The 19,447-nt window shown below is 65.8% G+C and carries 16 protein-coding genes and 1 tRNA gene; 8 read left to right on the top strand and 9 right to left on the bottom strand.

Annotated features, from left to right (window positions below):
• Positions 1–43: 43 nt before the first annotated feature.
• The 4 genes from AC1DBQ_RS04380 to AC1DBQ_RS04365 all read right to left on the bottom strand — a co-directional run bounded on the left by AC1DBQ_RS04380 (position 44) and on the right by AC1DBQ_RS04365 (position 4,553).
• Positions 44–526 (bottom strand): pyridoxamine 5'-phosphate oxidase family protein, encoded by a 483-nt coding sequence (locus AC1DBQ_RS04380; protein ID WP_476927335.1) that lies wholly within the window; start codon positions 524–526, stop codon positions 44–46.
• Positions 527–648: 122 nt separating this feature from the next.
• Positions 649–2,181, bottom strand: a complete 1,533-nt coding sequence (locus AC1DBQ_RS04375) for an APC family permease (RefSeq protein WP_476927365.1) — start codon at positions 2,179–2,181, stop codon at positions 649–651.
• 14 nt (positions 2,182–2,195) lie between these two features.
• A complete protein-coding gene (locus tag AC1DBQ_RS04370; RefSeq protein ID WP_476927334.1) occupies positions 2,196–3,119 on the bottom strand; it encodes a universal stress protein in 924 nt (307 codons plus the stop codon).
• Between the two features lie 45 nt (positions 3,120–3,164).
• Positions 3,165–4,553: a flavin monoamine oxidase family protein gene (locus tag AC1DBQ_RS04365; protein WP_476927333.1), complete on the bottom strand. Its 1,389-nt coding sequence runs from the start codon at positions 4,551–4,553 to the stop codon at positions 3,165–3,167.
• A 183-nt stretch (positions 4,554–4,736) separates the two neighbouring features.
• Here AC1DBQ_RS04365 and AC1DBQ_RS04360 point away from each other — a divergent pair, with 183 nt between their 5' ends.
• Positions 4,737–5,429, top strand: a complete 693-nt coding sequence (locus tag AC1DBQ_RS04360; protein ID WP_476927332.1) for a TetR/AcrR family transcriptional regulator — start codon at positions 4,737–4,739, stop codon at positions 5,427–5,429.
• 67 nt (positions 5,430–5,496) lie between these two features.
• Here the strand turns inward: AC1DBQ_RS04360 and AC1DBQ_RS04355 are convergent, their stop codons facing one another.
• The 5 genes from AC1DBQ_RS04355 to AC1DBQ_RS04335 all read right to left on the bottom strand — a co-directional run bounded on the left by AC1DBQ_RS04355 (position 5,497) and on the right by AC1DBQ_RS04335 (position 9,715).
• The gene (locus AC1DBQ_RS04355; protein ID WP_476927364.1) at positions 5,497–6,312 is read right to left on the bottom strand and encodes an ABC transporter permease; all 816 of its coding nucleotides are present in this window, start codon (positions 6,310–6,312) and stop codon (positions 5,497–5,499) included.
• The gene (locus tag AC1DBQ_RS04350; RefSeq protein WP_476927331.1) at positions 6,312–7,154 is read right to left on the bottom strand and encodes an ABC transporter permease; all 843 of its coding nucleotides are present in this window, start codon (positions 7,152–7,154) and stop codon (positions 6,312–6,314) included. Before AC1DBQ_RS04350 ends, AC1DBQ_RS04355 begins: the two co-directional genes overlap by 1 nt.
• A complete protein-coding gene (locus tag AC1DBQ_RS04345) occupies positions 7,141–7,983 on the bottom strand; it encodes an ABC transporter ATP-binding protein (protein ID WP_476927330.1) in 843 nt (280 codons plus the stop codon). Before AC1DBQ_RS04345 ends, AC1DBQ_RS04350 begins: the two co-directional genes overlap by 14 nt.
• Positions 7,984–8,023: 40 nt before the next feature.
• Positions 8,024–9,079, bottom strand: a complete 1,056-nt coding sequence (locus AC1DBQ_RS04340; RefSeq protein WP_476927329.1) for an ABC transporter substrate-binding protein — start codon at positions 9,077–9,079, stop codon at positions 8,024–8,026.
• A gap of 553 nt (positions 9,080–9,632) precedes the next feature.
• Positions 9,633–9,715: transfer RNA gene (locus tag AC1DBQ_RS04335), tRNA-Leu, on the bottom strand.
• A 384-nt stretch (positions 9,716–10,099) separates the two neighbouring features.
• On the opposite strand from AC1DBQ_RS04335, the gene AC1DBQ_RS04330 reads away from it, so the two are divergent.
• The 7 genes from AC1DBQ_RS04330 to pknB all read left to right on the top strand — a co-directional run.
• Positions 10,100–10,849, top strand: coding sequence for an FhaA domain-containing protein (locus AC1DBQ_RS04330; protein WP_476927328.1), 750 nt, complete (start codon positions 10,100–10,102; stop codon positions 10,847–10,849).
• Positions 10,846–11,328 carry an FHA domain-containing protein FhaB/FipA gene (locus AC1DBQ_RS04325; RefSeq protein WP_476927327.1) on the top strand — a complete coding sequence of 161 codons (483 nt, stop codon included), beginning with the start codon at positions 10,846–10,848 and terminating at the stop codon, positions 11,326–11,328. Before AC1DBQ_RS04330 ends, AC1DBQ_RS04325 begins: the two co-directional genes overlap by 4 nt.
• Before the next feature lie 2 nt (positions 11,329–11,330).
• Entirely contained in the window at positions 11,331–13,085 is a 1,755-nt protein-coding gene (locus AC1DBQ_RS04320) for a PP2C family protein-serine/threonine phosphatase (protein ID WP_476927326.1), read from the top strand.
• A complete protein-coding gene (locus AC1DBQ_RS04315; protein WP_476927325.1) occupies positions 13,082–14,524 on the top strand; it encodes an FtsW/RodA/SpoVE family cell cycle protein in 1,443 nt (480 codons plus the stop codon). Before AC1DBQ_RS04320 ends, AC1DBQ_RS04315 begins: the two co-directional genes overlap by 4 nt.
• The gene (locus AC1DBQ_RS04310; RefSeq protein WP_476927324.1) at positions 14,521–15,978 is read left to right on the top strand and encodes a peptidoglycan D,D-transpeptidase FtsI family protein; all 1,458 of its coding nucleotides are present in this window, start codon (positions 14,521–14,523) and stop codon (positions 15,976–15,978) included. The genes AC1DBQ_RS04315 and AC1DBQ_RS04310 overlap by 4 nt, the downstream gene beginning before the upstream one ends.
• Complete coding sequence (locus tag AC1DBQ_RS04305) at positions 15,975–17,816, top strand: protein kinase domain-containing protein (protein ID WP_476927323.1); 1,842 nt, start codon at positions 15,975–15,977, stop codon at positions 17,814–17,816. The genes AC1DBQ_RS04310 and AC1DBQ_RS04305 overlap by 4 nt, the downstream gene beginning before the upstream one ends.
• A gap of 6 nt (positions 17,817–17,822) precedes the next feature.
• Positions 17,823–19,447, top strand: a 1,625-nt coding sequence (gene pknB / locus AC1DBQ_RS04300) for a Stk1 family PASTA domain-containing Ser/Thr kinase (RefSeq protein ID WP_476927322.1), incomplete at its 3' end; no start/stop codon positions are given.

Here is a 19,447-nt window from a genome sequence, read left to right as displayed (position 1 = left end):
AGCCGGCAGCAGCCCGGATTCCCCGCCGGCCCGGTCCGGCATGCTACAGCTCTACGGTTGCGCTCTCGCCGACGCTCATGCGGCTGTTGGTGACCTTGGACTTGATCCATTGCAGCGCGGTGGCCGCCGTGCCGCCCGGGCTGGTCCAGTACTCGGCGGAGTCCGAGTCGACGTGCAGCAGAACCACCTCCGGGGTGTCCGGTCCGTCCGGGAACCAGGCCTCCACGACCTGGTTCCACATGTCATGGATCAGCTGCCGGTCGGTCACGACGTTGGCGGTCCCGGCCACGGATACCCATTCGGTGCGCTTGCCGAAGGAGACGTTCACGGCCGGGTTCGCCTGGATGTGGGCCACCTGCGAGGTGGTCGCCGACGTGAAGAACCACATGTCGCCGTCGTCCTTGACCTCCTGGACGGCCAGCGGCCGGCTGACGAGCGCGCCTTCTTCGTTGATGGTGGTGAACATTCCGATGTGCGAATCGTTGATGATGTCCGTGACTTTGCTGATGCTGGCGGCATCCGACATGCTCTCACCTCGTTCTCGTTCCAACGGAGGAAGGTCCCCCTCCGGACAGCCTATTGGTAAGTGTGCTTACTTTCCAAGGGCTGCCGGACGGGGACCTTCCCTGGCCGGAAGAGGCCGCGGACTCAATTTCCCCGGGACAGGACCTCGCCCTTGAAGAACTCGGGCCGCACCTTGGCCATGATCAGCATGAGCACCACGCCCAGCAGGATGACGCCCATGCCAAGGATGAAGACCAGTCCCAGACCGCCGATTGAGGAGCCTGAACCGTACGCCGGATCCATGGAGTCGTAGGCGGTCTTGAAGAACATGACCAGCAGGATGACGCCGCCCAGGAGGGGCGCGAGGAACTTGAAGAAGAACGCATGCGCTCCGCTGAACGCCTCGGCGCGGAAGAACCAGACACAGGCCAGCGCGGTGATGCCGTAGTAGAAGCAGATCATCATGCCCAGGGCCGTGATGGTGTCCCACAGCGCGTTCTCCGACGTCGTGCGGGTAATGACGTAGAACGCGGCGGCCGCCACGGCCGAGGCGATCGTGGCATAGCTCGGCGACTTGTGCGTGGGGCTGATCCTGCTGAACTTCTTCGGCAGGGCCTTGTAGTGGCCCATGGACAGCAGGGTTCGCGCCGGTGAGACGAAGGTGGACTGCAGGGACGCGGCCGAGCTGCTGAGGATGGCCAGGGACATCAGGATGGCGAAGGGGCCCATCACGGGTCCCGCGAGGACGGCGAAGATGCTGCCCTGGTTCTCCGGGTTGCCGGCGCCCAGGCCTTCCGTACCGATTCCGGCGTACGAGAGCGTGGCCAGGGCAACGGTCATGTAGATGATCACGATGACCAGCACGGTGACGGTAGCGGCACGGCCCGGGGTCTTTTCCGGGTTCTTGGTCTCCTCATTCATGGTCAGCGTGACGTCCCAGCCCCAGTAAATGAAGATGGACAGCGAAACGCCGGCGGCAAAGGCGGAGAAGGATTCGACCGCGAAGGGGTTGAACCAGTCCGGCGCGATGGCCGTGGCGTCAAAAGCGGTTCCGTTGGCGACGTGGCTGAACGCAGCCACGGCGAACCAGCCGAGCACCAGCAGCTGGAATCCCACGAGCACGTACTGGACCGTCTTGGTGGTTTCCATGCCGCGGTACGAGATCCAGCACGCGAGCGTGATGAACACCAGCGTGGTGGCGATATTCAGTGGCAGGTTCTTGGTGAGATCGGCGAGGTCCGGATTGCCGAAGATCTGCCCCAGCATCAGGTAGAAGAAGTCCACCGCGACGGCGGCMAGATTCGAGAGCACGATGATGGTCGCMGCAACCAGCCCCCAGCCGCCCATCCAGCCAAGCCACGGACCAAAGGCCCGCGAGGMCCACGTGAAGGAGGTGCCGGCGTCGGGCATGGCGTTGTTCAGCTCGCGGTAGCCGAATGCCACGAGCAGCATCGGGACGAAGCCCACCAGGAAGATCGCCGGCAGGTGCACGCCGACCTCGKCGACGGTGGGGCCCAGGGCCGCCGTCAAGGTATACGCCGGGGCGATGCAGGAAACGCCGATCACAACGGCGCCGATCAGGCCCACCGAGCCTGCTTTGAGGCCCTTCTCGCTGAGTCCGTGCTGGTCTTCGGTGTTCTGTCCGGGGTGCTGTCCGGTTTGCGACGTATTGGACATCGCGTGGTCGGCGCTCATTTTTGTGCCTCTCGGGGGACGTCATTCGACGCTGAATGGTTCATCTGCTTGAGTTCATAGTCACTCGGGACCACAATCATCGGCACCGGCAGGGCGCGCAGAATGCGGTTGGCGGTGCTGCCGAGGAAGATGGACCGGCTCGTGGCAAGCCTGCTCGATCCGATCAACAGGACCTCGCCGTCTTCCCAGTTCAGACGGTCCACCGCTTCCTCGATGCTGCGGCCCTGCGCGACGACGACTTCCGTCTTCGGCTCCTCCCGGACGTCCTGCTCGCCACCGGGCAGGGCGGCGGCGAGGTGCTTTGTCGCGTACTCCCGGGCCGCTTCGGCGGCGCTGGCGGCACCGGCATCATCGCCGCCGTCGAGCGCCAGAAGCGACACCACGCGCAGCGGGACGTCCCGGTTCGCGGCCATGCCGAGGGCGAAATCGAGCAGCTTCTCGGCGCCCGCCCGGGTGCCGAGCCCGCAGCTGATCCGGGTCAGGGCCTCCTGGCGGTGGTAGCCATGCGGTGCCAGGGCCACCGGAACGGTGGACGCGTGGAGCAGGGCGCTGGCCACCGACCCGATCGAGAACCGCTTGAAGATCCCGCTGCTGGTGGCACCGATGATGAGCAGGTCCGCCCCGAACTCCTCGGCGGCCGCGATGAGCGCGTGGGCGTCGGAATCGCCGCTGCGGACGTGGGCCCGGGCCGGGACACCGGCCGGAACCAGTGCCAGCGCCTGGTCCAGCCACTCCTGCGCCTGCTCATTGAGCAGGTGCTCGAATCCGACCCTGGGTGCGTGGGCGGCCCCGAACTGCTGCACTTCGGGAACCACCAGCACAAGTTCCAGGCTCGCTCCCCGCCCGAGAGCCAGGGAAACGGCCAGATTGACCGCATCGTGGCCTCTGGCATTGGCTGAGTACCCCACTACGTAACGCATCCGGCCGCTCTCCTTACTGAACTGAACAGGACTGTTGGGTGATTTTTAGGAGGTGACGGACGCGCGGTCTGCGGCGGCGACGATCCGTGCCGCCGTGATCTGCCCCATCCGCACGGCGCCGTCAACATGCTGGTAGCCCTCGGCCGCGAGGTCGGAGGAGGACCAGTAGATCGGGCCGACCGGCTTCAGCTGGTCCTTGCCGTAACGGTGCAGGCCGCCGAGGTCGTAGCTCGCGGCGTAGGCACCGCGGGTCCATTCCTCCGAGCCCCAGTCGGACTCGTAGTAGACCTCGGGATCCAGGGCCTTCTCGCCGAGGAAGGACGCGATCGATTCGAGGATGGCGCGGCGGCGGTCCTCTGCGCTGAGCTCGAACATGGCGTCGGCCTTCTCGTCCGAGACGAAGCCCACCAGCGTGCCGCGGGGGTCCTCGTGGTTCGTGTTGTCGTAGACCTCCTGCACCAGGGCGCCGGCGCCGAATGCGGTGCCGGAGAGGCCGTCTTCACGCCAGAACGGCGTGCTGTAGACGGCGTGAACCTTGATGACCAGGCCCAGCGACTGGTGCTGGTGCATCTGGTGCTGGCGGCGGGGCAGCGGCGGGTTGAAGGACACCCGGGAGTAGAGGTTCGGCGGCACGGCCATGATGACGAAGCGGGCGTTMACGATGGCCCGTTCGGAAACGGCGGTGACACGGTGTGCGCCGCTCGCGTCTTCGGCCCAGTTGATGGTGCGGACCGGGCTGTCCAGGACKACGTMGTCCCCCAGTTCCGCTGCCTGCAGCAGCGAAACCTGCTGCATCCCGCCGACAACCCGCTTGTCCAGGATGAAGTCCTCATCCGTGAGATTGGTGAAGGACCCGGCGGAGGCTGCCATCAGGACGGCCTGCAGGGCRGAGAAGGCGTGGGCGGGCTTGGTCAGCATGCCGCCGGCAATGAACAGGCCGATGTTGTTGCAKGCTTCCTCATCTGAGGAATTCTCCCGCAGCCAGTGGTGGAAGGAAATGGTGTCCAACTCGCGGGCCTTGGGGTGTGCCCAGGGCTCCTCGGGACCGATTTCGGCGGCGAGGGAGTCCAACAGGGCCGTGAGCTTGTCCATTTCGGCGGCCGTGGTTTCGCTGACCGGGAAGGTCTCCCCGGTGTAGAGGGTGCGCTTGCCGTCCGCGCCGATGTAGACGGACTTGCCATCGCGGTAGCGGGAGTAGGTCTGCAGTCCAAGATCTTCGATCAGCGCCAGGAGCGCCGTCTGATCCGGCGAAACCCACTGGCCGCCGATTTCGAGCATGGCGCCGTCGATCGTGTCGGTCCAGGTCCGCCCGCCGACGCGGTCCCGTGCCTCGAGCACTGCGACGGTYAGTCCGGCCTTCTTCAGTTGGCGTGCGGCGGTCAGCCCGGACGGGCCTGCTCCGACGATGACGACGTCGCGGTCAAGTTCCAGCATGATGTTTCCTCCCCGTGGCCGCTCAGGTGATGCGGACCACTAAATGAATGACGTTCATTTATGATGATAGGACTTTCTGCCGGATTGGGGAAGACCCCCCGCCTAAAGAAAACTTCGCCCGTAAAGTGGGAGCAGAATGGGAACATCCGAAACCGCCAGCCAAGCTGAGCAGAAAGGCCCGGAATGACGGCAGCAACCAGCGCCCCCGCGGATCCGCACAGCTCCGCCACCAATCCGCGCCGCCGCGCGGGCCGGCCCGCCGCGGCCGTGCTGGACCAGGCGGGCATCACGTTGGCGGCCCTGCAGCTGATCGGCAAGAGCGGCTATGACGGCTTCACCATGGCGGCTCTGGCGAGAACCCTCAACGTGGCGCCGTCTGCGCTGTACAACCATGTCTCCTCCAAGCGGGACGTCCTGGTCCTGGTCCAGGACCACCTGACCTCGTTCGTGGACGTCGCCGCGTTCGAGTCCGGGCCCTGGGAGCAGGCCGTGCGGGACTGGGCCTGGAGCTACCGCGACGTGTTCTCCAAGCACACGCCCCTGATCCCCGTCATCGCCGTACTGCCCGTCGCCGATGCGCCCAGGACGCTTGCCATGTACGAGGCCGTCAGCGCCGGCTTCAGCCGCGCGGGCTTCCCGCAAGAGCGCATCATTCCGGCCATCGTGGCGCTCGAGTCCTTCATCTTTGGCTCGGCCTACGACGCCACGGCGCCGGCGGACATCTTCGATTCCGGCAGCATGGCGTCCTCGACGCCGAATTTCACCTCCGCCGTCCAGCGCCTGGCCGAGGACAGCCACGAAAAACCGGCCGACGTCGCTTTCAGCCTGGGGCTCGAGGCACTCCTGGCCGGACTCGGGGCACTGCGGACCGCGTAGCGTACGGACTCCAGCCGGGAACAGTACGGCCAAGCGCGGCCCCGGCCCTTCGGGCGCACCGGTCCAGTCACGACGACGTCGACGGCGCCTGCCCGGACCTCCTCAGCATGGCGTCCTCCAAGAGCGCCACGCTCGTGTACAGGATGATCGACACGAGGGTGATGACCACCACCGAGGCCCACACCTCGTTGTTTTTGGCGCGGGAGACGGCCGAGATGATCGCGTAGCCGATCCCCTTGCCGGTGGCGAGCCATTCGGCYAGCAGTGCCCCCGTAACCGCTCCCGGGACGGAGACTTTGACTGCCGTGAAGAAGGCCGGAAGGGACKATGGCAAAGMCACTTTCAGGAGGGCCGTCCACCGGGAACCGCCGTAGACATCGATCACCTCCAGCATGGCCGGCGACGCCGAGCGCAGCCCGAAGACGATCGTCACCAAGGCGGGAAACAACACCACGATCCCCCCGATCGCGGCCACGGCTGGTTCCTGCCGGCCGAAAATGAGGATGATGATGGGCGCCAAAGCGACCAGCGGCACGGAACGCAGGAGCATGGCGATCGGCATCAGGGCGGTCTCAACCCCGCGGAAGAGAACAAAGACGCCGGCGACCACTACGGCGCCGACCATCCCGGCCGCAAACCCGAGAAAGGCATCGATCATGGTCTGGCCGAGGTTCTGCAGAACGGCCAGCCGGTTGCCGACCGATGCCGGGACGGTAAAGAGGAAGTTGAAGACATCCAGTGGGCCTTTGCCCACGAAGGGKGAAATATTGAATAGCTTCAGCAGTGCCACCCACAGCACCAGCACCACGGCCAGCGAGACCAGCAGCCCCAGGGCCGCACGGCCGAAGCTTCTCAATGCGAGACTCAAGGCTTGCCGCGTCATCACGAGACTCCCCTGCGGCCTGCGGACCAAGGGGCAACGAACCGTGCGATGACGGCAAACACACCGTAGCCCGCGCCGGCCAGGAGTCCCGCAACCAGGGCAACCCCCCAGGCCCGGGCAATTTGCAGGTTCTGTTGCGCGTTGACCAGCGCCGGCCCGATCCCACGGTCCACTCCTCCCACGTATTCGCCCAGGACCGCCCCCAGCACGGCGGCGGGAACGGCGATCTTGAGCGCGTTGAGGACCCCMGGCAGCGCCGAAATGAGCCGCACCTTKATCAGCTGCTGGAACCGGCCGCCGCCGTAGACTGAAATGAGATCCAGGCTCGCCCGGTCCGCACTCTTCAATCCGGACAAGGCGCCCACGACGGTGGTGAAGAAGACGGAGATGCCGGCCAGGAGCACGGCCGTTCCCGACGCTTGGCCGCGCGCGGGCGATCCGATCACAATGAAGGCCAGCGGCCCGATGGCCACGATCGGCAGGCAGTAGCTGATGACGGCCAGCTGGGTGACCAGCCGCTCCAGCGCCGGCAGCACCAGAACGCTGCCCGCCAGCAGGAGCGCTGCAAGGTTCCCCCAAAAATAGCCGGCCGAGGCCTCCGCAAGCGTGACGACAAGATTGGGCCAGTAGAAGCCGACGCCGTCGCTCCCCAGTTGGCGGAAAACCTCGCCCGGTGTKGGTACGGCGCCGCCCGTGCCATCGGCTGTGGCTCCCACCCCGGCCAGGACGGTGCCCGCGGCCAGCCACCAGAGCGCAACGGTGGCAGCCACCCCGATTCCCGCCGCCGCCCACGTCGGAAGCGGCCGGGAAACGGCCGCAGTCTTCGCGTCAGTCCTCGTCAAGGGAAGATCCCTCCTCACGGGGAGCTCCGGCGTCGCCGAACAGCAACTCCGAAGCCCTGTCGCACAGGGCATGGAACTCMGGCGTCCGCATCATCTCCGGTGTCCTTGGCCTGGGCAGGTCAACAGTGATGATCTCCTTGATCCGGCCGGGCCTTGCACTCATGACGGCCACCACGTCGGAGAGGAACATTGCCTCCGCGATTCCATGGGTAACCATGAGCGTGGTGGCCGGCTTTTCGGTCCAGATCCGCAGCAGTTCAAGGTTGAGGCGCTGCCGCGTCATGTCGTCCAAGGCGCCAAACGGCTCGTCCAGCAGGAGCACTGACGGCTTGAGTGCCAGCGCCCTGGCGATGGAGACCCGCTGCCGCATCCCRCCGGAGAGCTGCGCAGGCTTGGCCTTTTCAAACCCTTTCAAGCCGATCAGGCCCACCAACTCGTCCACCATGGCATGATCAACGGGCAGACCGGCCACTTCGAAGGGCAGGCGGATATTGGCGGCCACGTTTCTCCACGGCAAGAGGGCCGGATCCTGGAAGGCGATGCCCAGTTCATGCCGGGTACGCAATTCGGCCGGAGTGTGACCGTCCACGGTGACCTGGCCCGAGGTTGGGGTCTCCAGACCGGCAAGGATCCTCAGAATGGTGGACTTGCCGCATCCTGAGGGGCCGAGCAGGGACAGGAACGTTCCCTTCGATGTCATCAGGTTGGCGTCTTCCAGGGCCACGACGCTCTTACGGCCCATGCTGAAACTCTTGCCCAGCCRGCTGAGCGATATGCCGGTTCCGGACAGCATGCCGTGGGTGACGGCAGCCGTGCTCACGTCAGTCATTCGTCCTACTTACGTTCGTCCTGCTTGCTTCCGGGCACGGCTACTTAAGGGTCGGGTTCTCTGCGTAGACCTCATCGAGAAGGCTCATGTCGAAGATTTTCTCGGCCGTGGTGTCGTAGCCGGCCAGCTTGAGGATTTCGATGTTCTTCTCCATGAGGTCCTTGGAGATGGACAAGAGGCCGTTGGTGTCCGTGTCCGAGGTCTTGATGAGCTTGCTGTTCTGCGCCTCGGCCTGGGCTCTTTCCTTGTCGAGGGTGAGGCCGAGTTCCTTGCCGTAAACCTCCACGGCGAGCCTGGCTGATTCCGCCGGGTCCGCCAACGCGTCCTTCCAGCCCTTGATGGTTGCCGTCAKGAAGGCTTTCAGCTCTTTCCTCTTGTTCTTGATGGAATCTTCCGTGGCCACGAAACTTTCGGCGATGAAGGGCAGACCGTTGTCAGCKAACGGCAGCACCGCAGTCTTGTGCCCGCCCAGTTCGAGCGTCAGGACCTCGTTGGTGAGGTAGGCGAAGAACCCCTCGACGTCGCCGTTGAGCAACGGCTGGGGATCGTACTGCACTGGCACCTTCGTGACCTTGGCCGGATCAATCTTGTTGACCTCGAGGAGGGCATCGAAGAGTGTCTCGTTGACGCCCGCCTGGACTCCGATCTTCTTACCGACGAGGTCGCCAGGGGCGGTGATCGGCTTTCCGGCGAGCGACACGATGGTGAAGGGGTTCTTCTGGTACGTGGAGCCGATGATCTTCAAGGGCGCACTCTCATTGAGCACCACCGGGGCCACTCCCACCGGTGAAGACGTACCAACGAGCGCCTTGCCGGAAAGGACCATGGTCTCGGCTKAGGCGCCGCCCGGACCGCCGGCAATCAGGTTGACCGCCGTGAAGCCCGCCTCCTTGTAGTAGCCCTTACTATCGGCGAAATATTCGCCGGCGAACTCCGAGTTCTTCAACCACGACAACTGGACCTCCAGTGCGCCGAGATCCCCCGCCGCACCACTGGCCGTCGCCGGCGCGGCGCTGGTCTCACCMCCGCAGCCGGCGAGAGCTACGAGTGCCGCGGAGGAAATCCCTGCCAGCAGCATCCGACGTGTAGGGCGCAATTCMGAACCAAAAGCCGTCATTCTTCTTCTCCAAACCGGAAGGCGGTCACATGAAAAGCGGCCCCCGCGGGGCCGTCTGGCACTGACCCTAGGGAACGGTTGTTTCAGGAATCCGCGCCTTGCCGTTTCCGCGAAGTTAACTCTCGGTTCGTTCGGGGGCTGGCAGTTMGAGCCCACGCCTGCGCCACCGGGCGCGTAGCAGGGGAAAAGGGGCTATCGGCGGTTACGGGGTTGGCAGCCAGCAGTCTCGCCTCAGGGTAATAGGACATAACGTGTGCATGGGAGGGGCGTGCTTCCCAGTGCTGGGCGGCGCCGCTCGGGTGGAGACCCTGATGCGCGCCATCGCGAAGTGGCCCTACCTGGAAGGCGGAAGCCCATGCATTCCCGGTGCATCCGGCCAACACTCGCCGACCGGGGCGCCTTTGGACACGATTCCGACCCTTAGGTMCGGTGTCCGCGGCGTGTGGGTGTCAAAGTGCCCCCGGACCGCATGCGCCCCGCGTGGGTTAAACGAAAGAACCCCGGTCCGAAGACCGGGGTTCTTTCGATTGCGTGCGCGAGGGGGGATTTGAACCCCCACGCCCTTTCGGACACTGGCACCTGAAGCCAGCGCGTCTGCCGTTCCGCCACTCGCGCGCAACTTCTTCCACTCGGATAGGGCCGGTTTCCCGGACCGCCAACCTCGTAAAAGCAGCGAGATCAAGCATAACGGACAATTGCGGGAAAATACCAATCGGGCCGGATGGGTGCCGGTTCCCAATGTATTCGGAGGTCGGGGCGCCCTGCTGCCGGGCCCCGCGTCGGGTACCGTCGGGACGGCCGCACCGGGGATGTCCGCGCACTTCAGGGCGTGGCCGGGGCTGTTTTCGGCGTCGCACCGGGGGCGTCCATTGAGGCCATTCCCAGACACGCCCAGTAGTATCTGATGTAGGAGTGTCCGCGGACAGCGGGCTCGCAAAAGTTGGAAACCGAGTTCCGGAACGAACGCTGCCCGGCAGCCATCAGGAAAGGAGAAGGACCATGGGATTGCTGGACAAAGTCGAGCGCGGCATCGAAAAGGCCGTCCGCGGCGTCTTCTCCACCGGCTCTCGTGCCCAGGTTGAGCCTGTCGAAATCGCAAGCCGGCTCCGTGGCGAAGTGGACAACAAGGCCATCACCATTGCCGCTGGACGCACGCTGGCCCCCAACGTCTTTGATGTTCTCCTCAGCCCCGACGACTTCCAGCGCGCCCAGGAATGGGGCACCCCGCTTGCGGAAGAACTGTGCGACGTCGTCATCAACCACGTCCGCAGCCAGGGCTACACCCTCCAGGGACCGGTCCGGATCAGTTTCCGCCGCGATGAGGAGCAGCGMGCCGGAAATTTCGACATCACCTCGCGGACCGAGAAGGCCTCTGCGCCTTMCGTCCCGGCCCATCCGGGAGTTCACGGCCATGTGCCAGCMGCTCCGACCCGCCAGCCCGCGCAGCTTCAACCCGTGCTTGACATCGACGGGCAGCGCTATTCTCTCAACGCGCCGTCGATCGTCCTCGGACGGTCCTCGGACGCGGACATCCTCATTGACGACACCGGTGTTTCGCGCCKCCACCTGGAAATCCGGACGGGGCCGGGTTCAGCCCAGGCGATCGATCTCGGCTCCACGAACGGCAGCTATGTCAACGGCCAAAAGATCGTGGGCAGTTCGGAACTTACTGACGGCGCCACAATCACGATGGGACGGACCAAAATCATTTTCCGCCTACTGCCCGCCACAACAGGCGGACGCGCATGAGCGAACTGACCATTACGGCCCTGCGTTTCGGGTTTCTTATCCTCCTGTGGGTGCTGATCTTCGGCATCGTCTCGGCCATGCGCCGGGATCTCATGATCGGCCGCAAGGCAGCGGCCGGAGCCCCCACGGCACGGCAGGTGCGCAAGAACCCGTCCCTCGCTGAGCCCCCGCCCCCGCCCGTCAAGCAGCAGGCACGCCAACTCGTGGTGACCGAGGGTCCGCTCAAGGGCACCACGCTCCCGCTGGCGGCGAGCCCCATCCTCTTGGGCCGGGCGCAGGAAGCCACCCTTGTCCTGGAGGATGACTATGCCTCGGGCCGCCACGCCCGCCTGTTCCCGCAKGGCAGCCGCTGGTTCATCGAGGACCTCGGCTCCACAAATGGCACGTATCTGGCAGACCAGCAGCTGACCCGGGCCCTCCCGGTGGAGCTGGGCGTCCCCGTGAGAATCGGCAAGACGGTCATTGAATTGAGGCCGTAGCCATGGCTGCCCCGGATCTTCCCGCAGACAGGGCCGAAGGCAAGGCAACTGCCCCGAAGCGGCCTCTCATCATGCGCTACGCCGCGCGATCGGACGTCGGCCGCGTCMGCGCCAAGAACGACGACTCTGCCTACGCGGGCCGGCACCTCGCCGTCGTCGCCGACGGCATGGGCGGCCACGCCGGCGGCGATGTCGCGTCGGCAGCGACCGTCCTGGACATGATTCACCTGGATCACGATGACTACGACGGCKACGCCGGCACCGTCCTAGCCGACGAAATCCAGACCGCCAACTCCCTGCTGTCCGAGCTGGTCCATATCAATCCGAAGCTCGCCGGGATGGGCACCACAGTCACGGCCCTGCTGCTCGCCGAGGGCAAGCTTCATTTCGCCCATATCGGAGACTCCCGCGCTTACAGGCTGCGCAACGACGAGTGGGAACAGGTCAGCATCGACCACACCTTTGTCCAGCGGCTCATCGACGAAGGCCGCCTGCGGCCCGAAGAAGCCGAAACACACCCGCACAAGAACGTCCTTATGCGGGTCCTGGGCGACGTCGATGCCAGCCCTGAGCTGGACCTCGACACCCTCGCCGTCCAGCCCGGGGAACGCTGGCTGCTGTGCTCGGACGGTCTGAACTACGTGGCCGGCCATGTCGTGGAGCGCACGGTTCGGGAAACCAAAGACCTCAACGAATGCGCCGACCTACTGATTGAACTGACCCTGGAAGCCGGCGCCCCGGACAACGTGACCGTTGTGGTGCTGGACATCGGCGACCAGACGCCCGACGACGTCCGGACCGCCGCCGTCGACGTCGTCCCCGCACCGGCAGCCCCCGGCGCCGGGACTTCAGCCGCCGCCCCGTTGCCCGGAGCGCTGACCGGCAATGCGGTGGGTGCCGCGAAGTCCTCTGCCGAGCCCGGGAAGAAAAACGACGCCGGCGCCGCTGGCGGGTCCGCAGCCGCGCCGGGCAATCAGTCCCCCGCCCCCGCCCCCGGGTCCGACGGCAAGGAAGCGGACAAGACGGCCGGCAACAAAGAACCCGAGACCACTACGGACCCGCATCTGGGCGAACACCTCTCGGCCGAAGTCCTGCGCGAAGAGCTCTCCACCCGTCCGCACGAGCTTGTTGGAGCTGCGGCCGCAGCGGCGGAATCAGGGTCCATTCCGTCGATCGCCGGACGCACCGTGGCCCGTCGCGCGGCCACAGTCCTGACGCACAAGTCGGAACAGGCCCGCGAGGACACCGAAGAATCCAAGCCCGCCGGGMGGCCGCGCCGCTGGCTCACGGTCTCCATTGCCGCCGCCATCGTCGCGCTGCTGGCAATCGGGCTCTGGCTTGGCTACGCCTGGACCCAGACGCGCTACTACATCGGCGAGCACGATCAGCATGTGGCCATCTTCAACGGGGTCTCCCAGCGCCTGGGACCCATCCAGCTTTCCACTCTCGAAGCGGTGACCGATATCAAGATGTCCGACCTTCCGGAATTCTCGCAGCAGCGGGTTCGACAGACCGTGCCTGCCCGCKATCTCYACGACGCACAGCGGATCGTCAAGAACCTTGAGCGCACCGGTACCACAGCCCCGGCCGACGAATGCCTCACGCCTTCCCCCTCCGCGACGGCCGGCGCCACTCCCACCCCCGGCGCCACAGCGTCGCCGGGCGCCACCGCGACACCCGGCGCTACGGCTGCGCCGGGAGCGGCCAAACCTTCGGCGTCCCCCGCCCMGACAACGAACTGCGAGGGGGCCAAATGACACCCATCGACCCCGTGCCCAAGCCGCGCCGGAACGTGGAGCTTGTCCTGCTGGTCCTGGCCCTCGCCGTCGGGATCGGCGCCCAGGCCCTCGTGGGCGTGGACCGGCAAAAAGCGTTCGACACTGACTTCTGGTTCCAGTCCGGCCTCCTGGCAGCAGCCGCACTGGCCTTCCACGTGGTGCTGCGGATCCGCGCGAAATATGCCGATCCGGTAATACTTCCGCTCGTGGTCGCCCTCAACGGACTGGGCCTTGCCATGATCCACCGGCTGGACAGGGTGGGCGAAGACACCGGCAACAACCAGCTCCGCTGGACCCTGGTGGCCATGGCGGTCGCGATCGTCGTCATTTGGTTTCTCAAGGACCACCGGATCCTGCGCCGCTTCACCTATATTTCGCTGGCCGTCAGTGCGGCGCTCCTCGTCCTGCCGCTGGTTCCGGGCATCTCGGCCGGAGAAGTCCTGGGCGCGAGCGTCTGGATCAAGATCKGTTCCATGACCTTCCAGCCGGGTGAAATCGCCAAGATCACACTCGCCATATTCTTTGCCGGGTACCTGTCCTCGAACCGGGACCTGATCCTGCTGGCCGGCCGCAAGATCGGCCCGGTGCAGTTCCCGCGGTTCAAAGACATGGGACCAATGATCACCGCCTGGCTCGTCAGCATCGGTGTGCTCGTCTTCCAGCGCGACCTCGGCACCTCGATCCTGTTCTTMGGCCTGTTCCTCGTCATGATCTACGTCGCGACGAGCCGCATCARCTGGGTCATCATCGGACTCGTCCTGATGGTGGTAGGCGGCTTCGTGGCAGCCAAGGCGTTCTCGCACGTCGCCCTGCGGATCGACGGCTGGCTTAATGCCTTTACCCCTGAGGTCTACGGCCGGGAGTTCGGCGGCAGCCTCCAAATCGTCGAAGGCCTGTTTGGCATGGCCAACGGCGGGCTGGTCGGCACCGGCCTCGGCCAGGGCCGGCCCAACCTCGTCCCGTTTGCCAACAGCGACATGATCATTGCTTCATTCGGTGAGGAACTCGGTCTGATCGGCGTCTTCGCGATCGTCCTGATGTACCTGCTGCTGTTCACCCGGGGCTTCCGCGCCGCGCTGGGCACGCGCGACGCCTTCGGCAAGCTGCTGGCCACCGGACTTTCMTTCGCGATCGCGCTGCAGTGCTTTGTGGTGATTGGCGGCGTCACGCGCCTGATCCCGCTAACCGGACTCACGACGCCGTTCCTCGCCGCCGGCGGATCCTCCCTCCTGGCGAACTGGATCATCGTGGGCCTGCTGCTGATGATCTCGCACACCGCGCGCCGGCCGGTCGATACGACGCCGCTGCCACCCGGCCAGGAACCAGGCGCCGGAAAGAACCTCCCCGCGGCGCCTTCCAGCGCTCCCGCTCCCCAAACCAGTCCCTTCGCACCCACCGAGGCGGTGAAACAGCTATGAACCAGGCCATCCGCAATTCATGGATCGCCGCCATCGCGATGTTCGTGCTGATCTTCGGCGCGCTCAGCTACGTGCAGGTGGTTGGCGCGGACGAGCTCCAAGCCAACGCCTGGAACAGGCGCGCCATCCTGCAGAACTACTGCAACGACCGCGGCGCCATCATTGTCGGCGGCACCCCGGTGGCAGAATCGGTGCCTGCCACGGAGAGCTGCAAATTCCAGCGGACCTACTCCCAGCCCGAGCTCTACGCGGGCGTCACCGGATATTTCTCCAAGAACTACGGCCTCACCGGCCTTGAGAAATCGATGAACGACGTGCTGGCCGGCAGCTCGGACCAGCAGTTCCTGGACCGGGTTGGCCAGTTGTTCCTCGGCAACCAGCCCAAGGGCGCCTCCGTGGAGCTGACACTGGACCCCAAGATCCAGAAGCTGGCCTACGACMTCATCCCGGACGGCCAGCGCGGTTCCATCGTGGTCACCAACCCGAAGACCGGCGCAATCCTGGCCATGGTCTCCAAGCCCTCCTATGACCCCAACCTGATTGCCACGCAGGATCCGGTGGCCGAACAGTCCAACTACAACGAGCTCAACCAGATCCCCGGGATCAACCTGAACCAGAACGTCAGCGGCCCCACGGGCGCATTGCTGGCGCCCGGATCGGTGTTCAAGCTCATCGACACCGCGGCGGCGCTGAAGTCGGGCAAGTACAACAAGGACAGCGTCCTGCCCAACCCGGCGGAGATGTCGTTCCCCGGCATCGAATACAAGCTTCCCAACTACGCGGGAGGCAACTGCTACACCCGCAGCACGGCGTCGTTCGCGTTTGCCCTGCAGCAGTCCTGCAACACGCCGTTCGCCAGCATCGCGCTGGACCTGGGCCAGCAGGCCATCGGGGACCAGGCCTCAAAGTTCGGCTTCGGGCAGGACTTCGGCGACCAGTTGAAGCTGGACTCGGCGCCGAGCTTTTTCCCGAGCGATCCGCTGGACGACGCCGGGCTGGCGCAGTCCTCGATCGGCCAGCGGGACGTCCGGGCCACGCCGCTCCAGATCAACACGATGACGGCCGCGATCGCCAACGACGGCGTGCAGATGCAGCCGAACCTGATCAAGGCCGTACGCGCCCCGGACCTGCGGACCATCAGCGAGCCGAAACCGCAGGCCCTGCGCACCTCCACGACGCCGGAGATTGCGCGGCAGATCAACGAGTGGATGGTCAGCGTCGTTGATGACGGCATCGCCAAGCGGGCAGCCGTGCCGGGCGTCCAGGTGGCCGGCAAGACCGGAACCGCGGAACTCGGCAACGGCCTGAACAACTCATGGTTCACCGGGTTTGCCCCGGCGAATGACCCGCAGGTGGCTGTCACCATCGTCATGGAAGGCGTAGACATCACCACCGGCGCAAACCTAACCAGTCCGAACGCGAAGAAGATTTTTGAGGCGGTGTTGAATAAGTGAGGCCTACTTCAGGAATCACCCTCGGCGGCAGATTCCAGCTGACCACACGCATTGCGATCGGCGGCATGGGAGAAGTCTGGAAAGCCAAAGACCTGATCCTTGGCCGCATTGTCGCCATCAAGGTGCTCAAGGAGGAATACACGGGTGATCCCGGGTTCCTGCAGCGGTTCCGCGCCGAGGCACGCCATACCGCGCTCCTGAACCACGTGGGTATCGCCAACGTCTTCGATTACGGCGAGGAAGAGGGCTCGGCCTACCTCGTCATGGAACTGGTTCCGGGCCAGCCGTTGAGCAGCATCATCGAGCACGAGCAGGTCCTCTCCCCGGACCGTACCCTCTCGATGATGGCGCAGACGGCGCGTGCCCTCGCCGTCGCCCATGCCCAGGGCCTCGTGCACCGCGACATCAAGCCGGGAAACCTGCTCATCACCCCGGACGGGCGCGTCAAGGTCACCGACTTCGGCATCGCCCGCCTGGCCGACCAGGTTCCGCTGACCCAGACCGGCCAGGTGATGGGCACCGCCCAGTACCTCGCACCGGAACAGGCCACGGGGCAGACGGCCACCGGGGCCTCGGACATCTACTCCCTGGGCGTGATCGGCTACGAGTGCCTCACGGGCCACCGGCCGTTCTCCGGGGAGTCCCAGATCGCCATCGCGCTGGCCCAGGTCAATGATGCGCCGCCGCCGCTGCCGGAGACACTGCCCCGGCCCGTCCGGGCGCTCCTGATGTCCATGCTGGCCAAGGATCCGAGGAACCGCCCTGCTGACGCCATCAAGTTGTCCGAGGCGGCTGAGGCCATTCGCAACGGTGACATCGCGGCGGCCCACGCAGCTGTTCCGGGCATGCTCCTCTTCGACGCGGCCACCGGGCCCATCACGGCCCCGGTMGATCTCCCCACGGCAGCCACCAGCGTCATTGCCTCCAGCGCCGCGGAGGACAAGTCGACGTCGGCAACCTCCGCGCTGCCCGTCGTCGKCGCCGCCGGTGCCGGCGCGGCGGCAGGCCTTGCGGCCGGCGCGGCAGCAGCCAGCGGCTAMGGGGCACGCAACGCGCTCAACCGCGCCGACGCCCTGGCCGCCGAGCGCAACTGGGTGCAGGACGAGGCAGAATACGACGAGGAAGACGAACACGCCGAGGAACCGCAGCGCCACAAGCGCAGCCCGTGGACCTGGCCGCTGATTGCGCTGATCCTGCTGGTCGTTTTCGCCCTGGCCGGTGTAGTCATCAGCCAGGCCGGTAACCTCTTTCCCTCACAGGCGCCGGTCACAAGTGCCCCCACGTCCAGCAGCGTGAAGCCGAGCAGCGCCAGCCCCTCGCCGTCGTCCGCGTCGCCCTCCGAGACCCCCACCCCCACCGCCACTTCCGCGACGCCCACCGAGTCCACCCCGGCAGCCATCAACCTGATCCCGGACGCCTACCTGGGGCGCCCCTACGCCGACGTCCGCAACGAGCTGGTCGGCAAGGGACTCCAAGTCACCGGCGCCGAGGTCTTCAACGACGCGACACCGGGTACGGTCACCAATATTGACCCCTCCGGTCCGGTCCAGCCCGGGACCACGATCACCGTGAGCTACTCCAAGGGTCCGGAAATGGTCGCCGTCCCGTCCATTCCGGCAGGCGCCAGCGAGGCCGAAGTCCAACAGGCCATCCAAAACGCCGGACTGCGCTGGGCCAAGGGAGCCGACGTCAGCCCTACGAACAAGAAGGAAGACCCGGGAACCTTTGTGAGCTCGGAACCCGCGTCCGGGAGCAAGGTAGCCTCCGGGAGCGTCGTGACMTACCACCTCGCCAAGGCCTCGGCCACAACGCCTTCACCTACCAAGTCGGCACCCTAAGAAATCATGAACAACACACCCCGCACACCGTCGCACAGGGAGGATCGCCCTGTGAACACGCAGCGCGTCCTCAGCGGACGCTATGAGCTGGGTGAGCTGATCGGCCGCGGCGGCATGGCGGACGTGTTCCGCGGTCTCGATACCCGGCTGGGACGCACTGTYKCCGTCAAACTGCTGCGCCCGGACCTGGCCCGGGATCCCCAGTTCCAGGCCCGGTTCAAGCGCGAAGCCCAGGCCGTCGCCGCGCTCAACCATCCCTCGATTGTGGCTGTCTTCGACACCGGGGACCATGCCGTCCCCGGTGACCGCGAAGACAACGTCCGGGTGCCCTACATCGTGATGGAATTCGTCTCCGGCAAAACCATCCGTGACCTGGTTAGGGCCAAGGAAGTCACCATCGATCAGGCCATCGACTTCACCCTGGGTGTGCTGTCCGCCCTCGATTACAGCCACAAGGCCGGAATCGTGCACCGCGACATCAAACCCGCCAACGTGATGTTCTGCCCGGAATCGAACAGCGTGAAGGTCATGGACTTCGGGATCGCCCGCGCCATGGCGGACTCCTCGGCCACTATGACGCAGACGCAGGCCGTGGTGGGCACGGCCCAGTACCTGTCCCCGGAGCAGGCCCGCGGTGAAACGGTCGACGCACKGAGCGATCTGTACTCCGCCGGGTGCCTCCTGTATGAAATGCTGACCGGCCGGCCGCCGTTCATCGGGGACAGCCCGGTCTCTGTGGCGTACCAGCATGTCCGTGAAATCCCTGAGCCGGCCAGCAGCCTCAACCCGGAGGTCTCCGAAGCGCTGGACAGCGTGCTGATGAAGGCGCTCCAGAAGAACCGCGCGGACCGTTTCCAGGACGCGGCTGCCTTCCGCCGGGCCCTGCGGGCCGCGCGCAACGGTGTACCGGTTGCCGCGCCGGCGGCCAGTGAGGCCCCAACCGACCCCACCAACGCCGTTTCCCGTCAGGACCCGCTGGCACCCACGGCAGCCTTCTCGCTGACCGGGGCCAAGTTCCTGGACGAGTCCCCCGGCGGCCGGCTGCGGCCCGCCGAGGAAGCGCCCCTGGACGATCACGTGCTGCAGCCTGCCGGCACCGAACTGTACKGCACCGCGGACACCGGGAGCCTGCCCCTGGCGCTGCCGGTCGAACGCGAACGCACGCAGCGGCAGAAGTCCCGCCGCCGCACCTGGATCGCGACCCTGGTGGTCCTGACGATGCTGGTGCTGGCCGGGGGCGGCCTGTGGCTGTACAACCTCATGAACCAAAGCCCGCCGCAGGCGGCCAAGGTCCTGATACCCACCGTGACGTCCTTGACGGAATCAGAGGCTCTGCAGAGGCTCTATAACGCCGGATTCAAGCCGCAGCTCAAACGGCTGCAGCACGACACCATTCCGAAGGGCACTGCCATTGGCACGGTGCCGTCCTCGGGAAGTTCCCTGGAAGCCAACTCGGACATCATCCTGAACATCTCCGAAGGCCCCAGCACTATCGCCATCCCGACGGACCTGCMCGGCCGGACGGAGGCGGCGGCCCGCGACCTCCTGCACCAAGAGGGACTGACCGGTTCCCTCACCACCAAGACGTCCAACAACCCCACGGTCCCGGCCGGCATCGTCATCACCACCAA

The organism is Arthrobacter sp. 10T413_2, assembly GCF_056394205.1.
Note: the sequence above shows the minus strand (reverse complement) of the source record. Positions and strands in the feature narration are given on the sequence as shown.